Below are 12,133 nucleotides of genomic sequence, written 5' to 3'. Positions count from 1 at the left end.
ACCGATAAGTGGCACAGCCATGTGCAACGCTGGCGTCTCGTCGAGACTCCTGGCTGGCGCACTGTCCGGTGCGACGACCGCAACCGCAGGTGCAACACCGCGATCGACCCACAGGGAGGTACGCCGATCGCGCCCCGGCGAGGGCCTGCTCAGCGTCGGCGGGTGTGTGCCCGGCCAGCATCAAGTGCGGGACGAGGTCTGCGACAGCCCGCGAGTCGGATGTGGTCGGTGCGGCTGGTCGGTGCACTGTCGGCGGTCATGAGGTCAGGTCGGTCGGGTTGGTGGCGAGCACACAGACGGCGGACCGAGGCAGGACACCATCGTCGCCGACTGGACCACCGCCCTGTCCACCGTCGGCGGGCCATCCCGGCAGAGAGTGATGGCGCGCGGCCACTAGCGAGCTGGTCCGACGGCCCGCTAGGGGCGAACCGCGGTGACCAGGCTGGTCAGACCGGACGGGCCCTCGTTCGGGTCCACACTCGACTCCGGCTGCCCATGGGCACGCAGGTAGTCGCGCAGTCCGATGCGGTCGGCGGTCCAGCCGTGGGCAGCGAACCACTCGGCGGTGTCGGTGCGCGGATCGTTGTAGATCAGGCTGAACCACTCGGCGCCGGCGTTGTTGTCGGAGTGCTCTGTCATCGCCGCCACGGCCTCGGCCGGCAGCTGGTCCAGCTGCTCGACGGCCGCCCAGCTGCCCGAAGCGCTGAGCGAGTCGATGGTCTCGAACAGCCGATCCTGGGCGTCCGCGGTCAGGTAGATCAGCAGGCCCTCGGCCAGCCAGGCAGTCGGCGTCGCTGGATCGAAGCCATGCGCCCGCAAGGCCGTCGGCCAATCCGCGCGCAGATCCACCGGCACCTCGCGGCGGTCGATGCGCGGCTTGTCGCCGTGAGCCGACAGTGTTTCGCGCTTGAACTCCAGCACCTGCGGGCGGTCGAGTTCGAACAGCACAGTGCCGTCGGGCCAGGACAGCCGGTACGCGCGGGCGTCCAGACCGGCGGCCAGGATCACCACCTGCCGTAACCCGGCGGCCGTCGCGGCCCGGAAATAGTCGTCGAAATACTTGGTCCTGGCGAGCTGATGCTGCTGGAAATCCTGGCCGAATCCGGGTTGCGACAGCGGATGGCCCGACAGCTCGCCGTCCAGCAATGCCGCCCACTCTCCGCCACCGGCGCGCACGAAGACCTCGGCGAGCGGGTCGACGGCCAGCGCGCCGGGCCGCCGACCGGCCAGGGCCCGGGCCGCGGCGACGAACATCGCGGTCGAACCGACGCTGGTATTGATGTCCCAGCTATCTCCCTCGGTACGCATGATCGCCAACGTACTCGCCGGACCTCGGGAAATCACGGCACCGCGAGCAAACCTCCACATCTGGCCGCTTCGATGCGGGATGCCAGCGAAGTGCGTCCCGCCATACCGTCACCATCGAAAAGATCAACCGAATTTGATCATGGAATTCGCATCGGAGATGAAGATCAAATTATGTCATCTGGACAAAATATATCGTTAGCCCATTATTAACGGTGATTAATACCACAATGAGAAATGTAGATTTGCAGATCTCTACTTCATAACATCTGTGGTGCGCGCCGTGATGGCGTCGTTATCCATCTGTGAAAGGAAGCTCCGAACATGTTCTCTCGCAAGGTCCTTGCCGTCGCCACCCTCTCCGCTGCTGCCCTGTTCGTCGGCCCGGTCGCGGCGGCCTCAGCCGCAAACTCCCCCGCCACCGGCTCCGCGGGCCTGGCCTCGGGTTCGGCTGGCACCGGCTCATCCTCGGGTTCGGCTGGCTCATCCTCGGGTTCGGCTGGCTCGTCCACCGGTTCCGCCACGCTCGACTCCGGTAGTTCTGCCCTCGATGGCGGCACCTCCGCCATCCTCAACATCATCAATTCGGTCACTGGCATCAAGAACCTGACCCAGCCCAAGCCCGCCGCCTGATTCAGGCTCGGTAGATCACCGCTTCCTCCATGTCACCCCCCGGGGCCGGATTTCTTTTTGTGCCGCTACGCCGAGCATCGGCGAGTGCGCGCTATTGCAGTGAATTTGCCATGATCAAATCGGCCATTCGCAGTGTCGAGTAGCCGCGGCGGGTGAACCGACGATTCCGTTTGCCTGCCAACGAGATAGCTCTCCGCGCTGTGCGCCTGGAGCTTCCTCGAACACCGGGTTTCGTGCCGTTCGGACAACTCGCCGGACGGACGAAAATTCTCCGGGTGAGTTCGAAACGCAACCCGTCGTGGCGGCAGTGCCGCGAGACGCGCGCCCCTCTCAGCGCGCCTGCCGCGCCGACCGCCCGCGGGGTTGACCCGCACCGTCACCGTGCTCGCCGACCCACAGCCCGAGCACCTCGCGGCAGCCCTCACCGGTTGACCGCCAGCGCGACGTAGATCGGATCGGTGGCGACGTTGTCCTCCCGGATCTTGACGTGGATGCAATGGATGAACGCCTAGTCCAGCGGACGTGACTGCCAGTCGGCCATCGCCTCGAGTACCCGGTCGGTGCTCGCCGAGATCGTCGCCTTCGACACCTTCGCCCCATGCACTTCACGCCGGTGAGCTCTGATGTCCCCGGTGGTCATGCCCTTGGCCGACAACGAGATCACCTTGTCCTCGATCTCGGTCAGCCGCCACTGCCGTTCGGCCACGATTCGCAGCTTTGTCAACCGGCCAAGCAGGCTGCCTTCGCTGGTCAACTGCAGGCCCACTGCGCGGGCCTGCTTCGCCAGCTCTCGCAACTTGTCCGCACCGAAAACCGCTGCCGCACTCAGCTTCTCGTCCTCACGCTCGATCGGCAGGTCAATCAGACTATCTACCAACGGCGGTGTGTTTCTGGAACCCGCGGCTGGTGACCATCTGTCGGGCCAGCGGATCGACGCACACGCCGACCAAGCGCCTCGCGGCGTCTGTGCAGGGTCTAGTTATCGACGATCGCAGACAACTTCTCACCCGGACAGCGCTGGCGCAGTGACTGCGGAAGGGCTCGAAACTCGGTCCAGCGCTTGCGATCTCGGGTCCGGCAGTAGAGGCCAGATCCAAGGCGCCCAGTAGACTTGCGTGGCAGTGATCGGCATGCTCACACGCTTGTAGTGGGCCGCAAAGTGCAACCGCCCCAACAAGGTTGAAACGACACGCCCGCATACCGCCCGCTTGCTACCTTGATGTTGCCTCGACTACGAAAGGACTCCGACCGTGGAACCCGGCTCCCCCGTCGACCTGCGGCAGAATCAGCCCCACACCGCCCGAATGTATGACTACTACCTCGGCGGCAAGGACCATTACAGCGCGGACGAGGAAGCGGCTGAACAGGTCGTGGCCATCTGGCCAGGAGTGCGGGTAGCCGCGCAGAAGAACAGGGCTTTCATACACCGCGTGACACGGTTCCTGGCAAACACGGGCATTCGGCAATTCCTCGATATCGGAACCGGTATCCCGACCGAGCCGAATCTGCATCAGGTGGCCCAACAGGTCGCGCCTGACGCGCGAGTCGTCTACGTCGACCACGATCCGATCGTGCTCGTCCACGCCAGGGCATTGATGATCAGCTCACCAGAGGGGCGTACCAACTACGTCTCCGCCGACGTCACGACACCCGAAAAGATCCTCAACGCACCAGGATTGCTCGAGACACTCGACCTGTCCCAACCGGTCGCGCTCAGTCTCAACGCCCTGATGCATTTCGTCCCCGACGAACAGGATCCCTACGGAATCGTCGATGCTCTGATGGACGGGCTCGCTCCTGGCTCGTATCTAGTGATGACACACGTCACGCCAGACTTCGATCCGACGGCAATAGCCACCGTGGTCGACATCTACCGCCGCAGCGGCTTGCCATGCCAAGTCCGAAGCCGAGACGAATTCATGCGGTTCTTCCAGGGACTAGAGCTGATCGATCCCGGTGTAGAGGTGCCGCACCGCTGGCACCCGGACGGTGTCGCACCCCCGAAGAAAATGGACGCGCAAGTGTCCGCCTACGCGGGCGTTGCGCGCAAGTAATACAACCCTCGCACCCCGGAGACCGCCCCAGGACGAGGCATTGGAGTCGACAGCACGGCACGCAGCCAACCTCGTAGCAGACCTTCGGCGTTGAACTCGGCTACTCCCTGCGTCGGCTTCCGACCACCAGCTGCCGAGAAGCGGACGGATCTCCGGTGGACCCGACACGGGCTGCCATTCGCGTGGGTCGTGTTGGCTGGGATGTGATTGCCTCGCAGAGGATTTCGCGGCGAAGTCAGCAGGTTTCTGCCGATGACTACGAAGGTCCTGGGCGTTGTTTCGTCAGCGGAGGCGGTAGGTTCGGCCTTGGACTCCCCACTCGCCGAATTCCGGGACTGCGCCACGGTCGATGGCACGGATCGACGGGCGGCCGATGTGAGCGAGCACCAGTCGTCGAACACCATTTTCCCGGGCAAGGCGGGCGGTGTCGCCGACGGCGGCGTGCCCCCCGACGTTGCGCGCGAAACGAATCGGTCGAGCCCATCCGGCAGCATCGGCGAACATCAGGTCCGTACCAGCCACCCACTCTGGGAACTGCCAGAACTCGGGCGCCCACGCCACCCGACGGCTACCGCGTGAGATGAGGTAGCCATAGGTGGGGTGACTGGTGTGCACGACCGGGCATAGGTCGACCCGCAGTGCTCGATCACAGTAGGAACCGACTGCAGGTTCGGTGTCGTAAGCCCGCGCAAGGCGGCGTATCTGCCCGATGAGCTCGGCACGGTTGTCGGTAATCAGCCAGGCATCGATACGACCGCCTGGCTCGGCACCGGGACCGCCGTCGAACATGATCCGCCGCCCGGACGAGCACAGCAGCAGCCCAGCCGGACGGTATCGCGGCGAGTTCATCGCGCCGACACCGAGCAGCTTGAACTCCATACGACTGACCGCTTCCTACCTCATGCTCTGAGGAAAAGCATCGATGCGGTCGCGTATGTGGAGTTACTTGGCCCCGGATGGTGAGCCGCACTTGCACGGGACGAATACACCGCCATTCCAGCGATTGCCGGCATCCAAGCAGTCCAAAAACCATTACGAAGACCGGACGTCGGTTCCGCCTGACCACTACGCCTCTGCCAGTTGCCGGAGAGGCGAAGGCCGCTATCGCCGGACAGCGGAGTAGGTGAGGCGGATACTCGCGCCGATGCCCAAAGCCGAATCACGTCGGACATCGCCGAGAAGGACGAGAAGACCCCTCGGTCCCGGGACGACACCGCCCTCACACGTGGTCGACCAAGCCTTTGGCACCCTCGGACACGGCGCAGTGCACGCAGCAGAAGAATCGACCATCTGCCTCCACACCGTGGCCGATGATCTTGCAGTCGCAATGCTCGCAGATAGGTGCCATGCGGTGGATCGCACATTCGAAGCAGTCGAAGACATGCCGCATTCCCTGAGCCTCGACGACGATCGGCATAGCGTATTCGTTACCGCAAACCTCGCATGCGCTCATGGAATCGTAGGCTACTCGGTGGAACCGGCACCATGTAGCTACTTTCGGGTTATCTGCGCATGACCAGCGCGACCTGCGCGGTCGAGGCCGTCGCTCCGAGTTCGGCATCGTCGTCCTGGCCGACGCCGTGTCTCAGCGCCCGCACATTCGATACGACCAGGTCGACGCTGCATGGACTTGACGGTAACGGTCAGCGCGGACCGCCGCATCATGTTTACGGTCCAGCCGACGCGCCGATCCGAGGACAGGGTGTCATTTCCGGTCACAGCCTAGCCATGGGCACGCGCCTTCTCGACCATCTGTCGGGCGACCTGAAGAACTAGGCAGCACAAACGATCATCGAAATCATCGCCCGCGGAACCACAGGCCCCGACGAGCCGACCAGAACGAACAAGAAGAAATGAAGCTGCCGCAAGCGCCGGCCGCGCACAGCAGCGGATCGGCTTCTGCCGATTATCGTGCGCCTGCCACCGATTCCCGCGACGACGAGCAAACCCCCGGCCCCACTCGAACCGCCGAGCGGCGACCACCAGGAAGCACGTGGTCAGAGGGGCTGGAGCCGGGCGTGCAGGAGGCAAAATTCGTTGCCTTCTGGGTCGGCCAGGACGTGCCAGTTGTCACTGCCGGTCTGGCCGACGTCGACGGGCTTGGCGCCGAGAGCGAGCAGCCGCTCCAGCTCGGCGTCCTGGTCGCGGTCGGTGGGGTTGACGTCGATGTGCAGTCGGAGCTTCCCGGTCCGCGGGTCGCTGCTGGGGATGAGGATGAGGGTGGGCTGCGGGCCCCCGAAGCCGGCGTCGGCCGGCCCGATCTCGATGCTTCCGTCGTCCTCTCGGCCGAGTTCGACGTAGCCGAGGACCTTGCTCCAAAATGCGGCGAGCCGGTCGGGGTCGGCGGCGTCGATAACCAGCTCACTGATGCGGCATGCCATGCCTGTCAGTGTAGGTAGACAACCCGAAAATCGTAAGTGGGCCGTGTTCCGGAGGACTAGATACGCCGATAGTGGTGTCGCAGAACGAAGTTCCGGGCATCGGCATTGTCGATAACCGGCGGGCGGGGTCGAGATGTTCATGGTCGCTGCGGAATCGGACCGATGTGACCAACGAACGCACGGTAATTCGACGATCCGCGTGTTCGGCCGCGCACAGTCATTGGCCAGCAGTCGATCTCACGAACGTCCGCATCTGCCGACTATCGAACGTCTGCTCCGGGGCAGACTTGACCGGGGTTCTGTTGGACTCGGTTGCTCGGGACTGTCGCCCGACTCGGCGTTCGATGTCCGCCGGTATCGGTCTGTCCGATGCCGTCCGCCCGGCTTGCGTCACAGCGGTGCCGATGGCAGGGTCCGGCCGCCGCAGATCCATCCGAGGTTGGCTCGTCCAATCGGGGTGGGCCAGGTGCCGATGAGCGCGCCGTCATCAACGGCATCGCCGACCTCCTGGATCTACTACTGGCCACCAGATGCCGGATCGGCGAGGCGATGACGCCTTTGATCATAGCGCTGATACGAATTCTAGCGACGCTATTGACCCCGGGCGCAGACCCAACGCGACCAGCTCCGGGTCAGCCTGTACACGACGCAGATTCGGTGACCGCAACGCCGCCAGCGCGACAGAATGCGCGTCGACCGGGTCGGTTTTGCGGCCGTTGCCGGTGGCGAACACCCGCACCTGCGCCGACAGTTTCGCGGGCACGTCGATGACGGTCTCCCCGTCGGGGACCAGCCGGTGCGCTACTTCGAGCCAGAGCAGACCCCTTTCCAGCCACACTTGCACGGTAACCCGTTGGGACGCAAGCCATTAGCGAGCCACACCGATACTGCTGGCGGGCAGCCGATTGGAGAGCTTCCCACCGGGTACCTGGGACTGATCCTGGCCGGGGATCAGTCCTACCACCAGTCTTGAGTAGCCGCATACCGCGCTGACCGAACCGGCCAGCGCGGGGCACCGGCGCCCGGAATCTGGTGCGGTGCAGAACGTCCGCTATTGCCGATGAGCGGTTGTGCGACGGCCGTGGAAGTGATCGTTCGTCGGGTAACTGGGTTATTGCATCATCTGGATGTGCGGGTGCTCATGTGATGTCGGGCAGATTCGGATGATCTGGTTGTTGACGTCGGAGACACAGATCTGGGTCGGCATGCTCGGGCCGCCTTGCACAGACCCCCACGAGATGTTGGCGGCCTGGTCCTCGTACGGGATCCAGTGGTGGATGTCGAATTGCCACTCGTCGCTGGCGATCGTCAGCAGCGGCTCGGTCGGGGTGCCGCAGGTCGGGCAGGGGGTCGGATACGGGTCTTGCATATTCCAGTCGATCCAGCCGCCGATCTTCCATCCGGGCGCGAGACACAAGAAGTCGTACGGCTGATCGTCGTAACCGAGACCACCGAACTCGACGCCGGGAATCTGGTCCATTGTCCACTCGACCACTCGTCGCTGAAGCTCCCCCTCGAGCTCCCCCGAGTTCGGGTAGTCGATCACCTGTTCCGGATCGATCATGCACGGTTCGGGCACCAGGTCCTCCTGACACTCCGCCGATTCCGGAGGATCCACCAGGACGTCGGATATCGCCGCCGCCGACCGCCAGAAAAGCGCGGTCTTGGGCAGACAGTCGCCGTGCTCGTTGGGGCACCACAACACTTGCAGCAGATCAGCTCCCTCGGGCGGATTCAGACCGGGCACGTCGCGGGCGTACAGCTGCGCGACTGGCAGCATCGCGATCGGACCGCCGGGCGCCGGGCGATTCTCCATCCGGCGAAGGATGTTCCACTCCTCTGTGGTGTAGTCCCTGCGCTCGCTGTCTTTCGCTTCGCGCATCCGCCGCTTCAGCCTGACGTCCGCCACAGAGACTCTCGGTACCCGTACTGCTTCGTGGTCCTCGGCACTGCAGTGCGGCCATGGCTCGTCTGCCGGCCACAACAGTGGCCCCCCGATCGAACTGTCGCGCACCGATGGTGTTCCCGGACGCGGATGCAGGCGAGTCGCGGTGCGGGCCAGTGGTGCCAACTCGGGAAAGACGGTCACGAGATCAACCGGACGTGGCGGAGTAGTACGAGTCACACAACAACCTCTCGACGTACCCGGAGGTATTCGATTTCGATGACGATGGGACTGGCGCGGTCCATCCCGAGACTAGGCATCCGAGCCTCGACCAACTTCCCACCACTGGCAATCGCGGAGCTCTCCGAGAAAGCGGGTATCTCAAATACAGGAGAGGTCTTCGGCGGTTTTAGAATGCACGCTATTGCCGCTGGGCGCGCGGTTGGCGAACATCCGCTTCTGCCGATTCCAGGACATTGAACGCTTCGTTGTCTTCGACCTGGCGATTTACCGCAAGATGGTGCATCTGTTCCGGGGGCGTGTCCGTGTGCGAGGTTAAGGCGTCAGGCCGAACCAACGACCCGCGACTGGCCGCGCGTACATGCCGAACACCCGGACTGAAATGCCACAGATCGTGTTGTTCAGCAGCGGTTTCTGCTGGCTTGTGTACTGCCCCGGCTGGGCACGCGATGCGTGCGAGAGGGCTGTCGAGGTCCGAAAACAGCTGGTGAAGTGATGATCAGGATGGTTCCGGCGGCCAGCGCGATGCCAGACCACAAGGGCAGGGATGCGGCCGAGGTGTGGCTCAGCAGGGCGGCTCCGAGTGCGGAGCCGCCGGTGATGCCGAGTTGGTAGGACACGACGTAGGCGGCGGACGGAATGTCCGGGGCGTCCGGAGCTGTGCGTAGGACGGCGTGTTGCAGGATTACCGGCAAGGCCGCCGCGGCGGCGCCCCACAGCATGACGAGGAGGAAGACGACCCAGCCGAGGTGCGTGATACCGAGCGCCGTCACCGCGCATGTCAGCATCGTGGCCACGATGAGAGCAGTGCGACGCGGATGGGTATCGAGTGCGCGTCCGACGAGAGTTACACCGAATAAGCCCGCAATGCCGTACCCGGCCAGAACGACCACCAGCAGCGATCCGCTCAACCCAACCGGCGCGATCAGCAGTGTGAGGTAGGTGTAGCTCACGTAGTGGCCGACGACCAGTGCGGTCGTTACGAGGCAGACTATGAGAACTGGTCCGAGACTGAAGGTGTCGCGGGTGCGTACCTCGCGCGGTGGTGGGGGTGTTGCGGGTAACGCGGCTCGCAGCAGGACCGCGGTGGCGCCCGCCGCACCAGCGAGCGCGAGTGAGGCTGCGCGCCAACCCAGTCCGTGTGCCAGGCCGGTAACGATCGGCGCACCAGCGATCAGGCCCAGCGAGGAGCCAGCGAAGATGGCCGCGGTCGCCCGGCCGCGCATTCCGTCCGGTGCGTACCGTGCCGCTACCACGGGGATCTGCGACCACACCAGGCCGTGTGCGATCGCCGCCACGCCGCGTGCCAGTGCCGCCACCGTGAAGTTCGGAGCCACGCCGAATGCGACCTGCGAGAGGGCCAGCAGCACAAGGGATACAGTGAGGACGCGGCGCGGGTCCAACTGCCGACAAGCCCACACCGCGGGCAGCGTCGCCGCCCCGGCCGCGATCGCGTACGCGGTGAGCAGGAGGCCGGCCGTGGCGGGGGCCACGTGCAATCCCATGGCGAGATCGTTCAATGCACCGATCGGGAACAGCTCGGCGGTCAGGTACACGAACAGTGCCAGGCCCAGCACCGCCAATCGTCCGTACAGTGCGCCGGCCGTGGTCGTTTGCGCTGCGGCCATTTGCGTCATCGCGGCAGGCGGTCCAGGAAGGCAGACACCTGCGCAACCCACGGCCCAGCTTCCGCGGGCGTGAAAATATGCCCGGCCGACGGGTATTCGATCAGCTCGGCACCGGCGATGCCGGAAGCCAACTGACGAACGGTATCCGGCAGCACGACCCGGTCCTCGCCACTCACAACGACGAGGGTGGGCACATCGACAGCGGAAAGCAGCGGCCGAATATCGGTGCGGCTCACCAGCTCTACATGATCGGCGCCGCCGACGGGGTAGCCGGCGCGGATCTGCCTGACCGCCGCCGCGTGCTCGTCCTCGGACGCACTTGTGAGCGTTCCAGGTGAGTTGGCGTAGAAGAGCAACTCGGCCAAGGTGTCGAAATCGCCGCGCTCGGCCAGATGCCGCCACACCCGGACCAGTGCACGTGCCTGCGCGTCCGGATACACCAGCCCGACAGTGAGGACCAGCGCGCTGACGTGGTCGGGATGCCGGGTGGCTGCGGTCACGGCGACGGCAGCACCCAGCGAAAGCCCGACGATCGGAAATCGTTCGGCGCCAGCCTCCAAGGCGGCCGCGACCACGGTGTCGGCGAGTTCGTCGATCGACAGCGGCGCGGTCGCTTGGGGTGTTTTGCCGGCGCCGGGATAGTACGGTCCCACGAAACGCCGATCCGCAATGGTGTCGATGAGTGGTGCGAAGTTCTCGCGGACACCACCACCGGCGCCGTGGGCGAGGCCGACCACCGGACCGGTACCGCTGTCGACGACGTCTACCTGATCCAACAACTGCTGACGCTGTGCATCGGAAATCATGTGACGAAGCTAAGCGTTGACGTTGGCGTGAAGGTCAAGACGAACTCCGGACCACGAAGGGCGCTGCATGCGGATCGGTGAACTCGCCCGCCGCTCGGGCACGACGACGCGCGCATTGCGCTATTACGAGGAGCAAGGCCTGCTCGCGTCCGAACGAACCGGCAACGGCTACCGCGACTACAACGAGGCGTGTCTGGTTCGAGTCCGCCAGATCCGGGCACTGCTCGACGCCGGATTCAACTCGCAAACCGTCGCACAACTGCTGCCCTGTGCCAGCGGCTCGCGCCCACAGCTCGAACTGTGCCCCAACATCGTCGCAGCCATGCAAACAACCTTGCAGCGGATCGAATCCAACCTGGAAACCCTCAGCAGCCACCACGCAGCGGTGGCCTCGTTTCTCGAGGGTGAGTCATCCTCGGATTCCGCCTGAGAAGATCCGCCCTGGCACACGGGTTGCCCGGCTGCCCGCGATTAACTACCGGAACCCCGATACGCCGGGCGTATCCGCTCATCAGCCGCGTTGAGCGCGGTTCAAACCGTCCAGGATGACGCCGGGAAGATCAACGGGCCGAGATCATCTCGGCCCGCCGAACGAACTGACATGCCGATGACCGTGTGCAGAACGCAGACGTGCTGGCGTTGGTTACGGTGGCCAAATGCCTGACAACGCAGCGGATCAGCAATCGGTGGAACACATCGAGGGCGTTGGCTGGCCTGAGCCAGCCTCGGATGCAACCTACGTAATCCGGAGAGTTCACCAACTGCGTCGGATCCCGGTCGGGGAACTCAGTGTTGAAGACCTTCGACTCATGGTGTCGCAGAGCGTCGGAACCGTCGCGATTCTGCCTCGCATACTTGACTTGCTGGAGGAGGATCCGCTGGCTGCGGGCGACTTCTTCCCTGGCGACCTCCTGGTTGCCACTCTCCGGCTTCGCCATGACCAGTGGTCGAGTCATGTCGGCCTGTTGGACAAAGCGCGGCGCGTAGCCCAGCGGGTGGATGCCATGGCCACGGAGCTGGATGGAGCTCAGATTCCAGAGCTTCGCCACTTGATCCGTGAATTCCTATCGAACTAGTGCGGTTCGAGCGAAATCGAACGCACTGACATGCCGCGACCCGAGCAAGTTCGGGTGGTGTTCCGTGCATCGTGGAGCATGGGTACTTCTTCGGATATCGACGTCGCCTTCGCCGGTGACGACCT

The 12,133-nt window shown here is 64.5% G+C and carries 13 protein-coding genes; 4 read left to right on the top strand and 9 right to left on the bottom strand.

Annotated features, from left to right (window positions below):
- Positions 1-417: 417 nt before the first annotated feature.
- Positions 418-1,308, bottom strand: a complete 891-nt coding sequence (locus AB0L63_RS24740; RefSeq protein ID WP_364505117.1) for a class I SAM-dependent methyltransferase — start codon at positions 1,306-1,308, stop codon at positions 418-420.
- Positions 1,309-1,629: 321 nt separating this feature from the next.
- Here AB0L63_RS24740 and AB0L63_RS24735 point away from each other — a divergent pair, with 321 nt between their 5' ends.
- Positions 1,630-1,938 (top strand): hypothetical protein, encoded by a 309-nt coding sequence (locus AB0L63_RS24735; protein WP_364505114.1) that lies wholly within the window; start codon positions 1,630-1,632, stop codon positions 1,936-1,938.
- Positions 1,939-2,446: 508 nt separating this feature from the next.
- Here AB0L63_RS24735 and AB0L63_RS24730 read toward each other — a convergent pair.
- The gene (locus tag AB0L63_RS24730) at positions 2,447-2,815 is read right to left on the bottom strand and encodes a transposase (RefSeq protein ID WP_364505112.1); all 369 of its coding nucleotides are present in this window, start codon (positions 2,813-2,815) and stop codon (positions 2,447-2,449) included.
- A 373-nt stretch (positions 2,816-3,188) separates the two neighbouring features.
- Between AB0L63_RS24730 and AB0L63_RS24725 the strand changes: the two genes are divergently transcribed.
- On the top strand, positions 3,189-3,992 hold the full coding sequence (locus AB0L63_RS24725) for an SAM-dependent methyltransferase (protein ID WP_364505110.1): 804 nt from the start codon (positions 3,189-3,191) through the stop codon (positions 3,990-3,992).
- 282 nt (positions 3,993-4,274) lie between these two features.
- Here AB0L63_RS24725 and AB0L63_RS24720 read toward each other — a convergent pair whose 3' ends face one another.
- From AB0L63_RS24720 to AB0L63_RS24690, 7 genes are all read right to left on the bottom strand, one after another.
- Positions 4,275-4,871, bottom strand: a complete 597-nt coding sequence (locus AB0L63_RS24720; protein ID WP_364505108.1) for an MBL fold metallo-hydrolase — start codon at positions 4,869-4,871, stop codon at positions 4,275-4,277.
- Between the two features lie 340 nt (positions 4,872-5,211).
- On the bottom strand, positions 5,212-5,409 hold the full coding sequence (locus tag AB0L63_RS24715; protein WP_364505106.1) for a hypothetical protein: 198 nt from the start codon (positions 5,407-5,409) through the stop codon (positions 5,212-5,214).
- Positions 5,410-5,989: 580 nt separating this feature from the next.
- On the bottom strand, positions 5,990-6,373 hold the full coding sequence (locus AB0L63_RS24710; protein ID WP_364505104.1) for a VOC family protein: 384 nt from the start codon (positions 6,371-6,373) through the stop codon (positions 5,990-5,992).
- Between the two features lie 562 nt (positions 6,374-6,935).
- Positions 6,936-7,217, bottom strand: coding sequence for a hypothetical protein (locus AB0L63_RS24705; protein ID WP_364505102.1), 282 nt, complete (start codon positions 7,215-7,217; stop codon positions 6,936-6,938).
- 267 nt (positions 7,218-7,484) lie between these two features.
- Positions 7,485-8,255 (bottom strand): hypothetical protein, encoded by a 771-nt coding sequence (locus tag AB0L63_RS24700; RefSeq protein WP_364505100.1) that lies wholly within the window; start codon positions 8,253-8,255, stop codon positions 7,485-7,487.
- 644 nt (positions 8,256-8,899) lie between these two features.
- Positions 8,900-10,126: an MFS transporter gene (locus AB0L63_RS24695; protein WP_364505098.1), complete on the bottom strand. Its 1,227-nt coding sequence runs from the start codon at positions 10,124-10,126 to the stop codon at positions 8,900-8,902.
- Between the two features lie 5 nt (positions 10,127-10,131).
- Positions 10,132-10,932: an alpha/beta fold hydrolase gene (locus tag AB0L63_RS24690; protein ID WP_364505096.1), complete on the bottom strand. Its 801-nt coding sequence runs from the start codon at positions 10,930-10,932 to the stop codon at positions 10,132-10,134.
- A 67-nt stretch (positions 10,933-10,999) separates the two neighbouring features.
- Between AB0L63_RS24690 and AB0L63_RS24685 the strand changes: the two genes are divergently transcribed.
- Entirely contained in the window at positions 11,000-11,362 is a 363-nt protein-coding gene (locus tag AB0L63_RS24685) for a MerR family transcriptional regulator (protein WP_364505094.1), read from the top strand.
- A 226-nt stretch (positions 11,363-11,588) separates the two neighbouring features.
- Positions 11,589-12,008 (top strand): contact-dependent growth inhibition system immunity protein, encoded by a 420-nt coding sequence (locus AB0L63_RS24680; RefSeq protein WP_364505092.1) that lies wholly within the window; start codon positions 11,589-11,591, stop codon positions 12,006-12,008.
- Positions 12,009-12,133 lie beyond the last annotated feature (125 nt).

Source organism: Nocardia sp. NPDC051990 (assembly GCF_040680755.1).
Classification (GTDB): Bacteria; Actinomycetota; Actinomycetes; order Mycobacteriales; family Mycobacteriaceae; genus Nocardia.
Note: the sequence above shows the minus strand (reverse complement) of the source record. Positions and strands in the feature narration are given on the sequence as shown.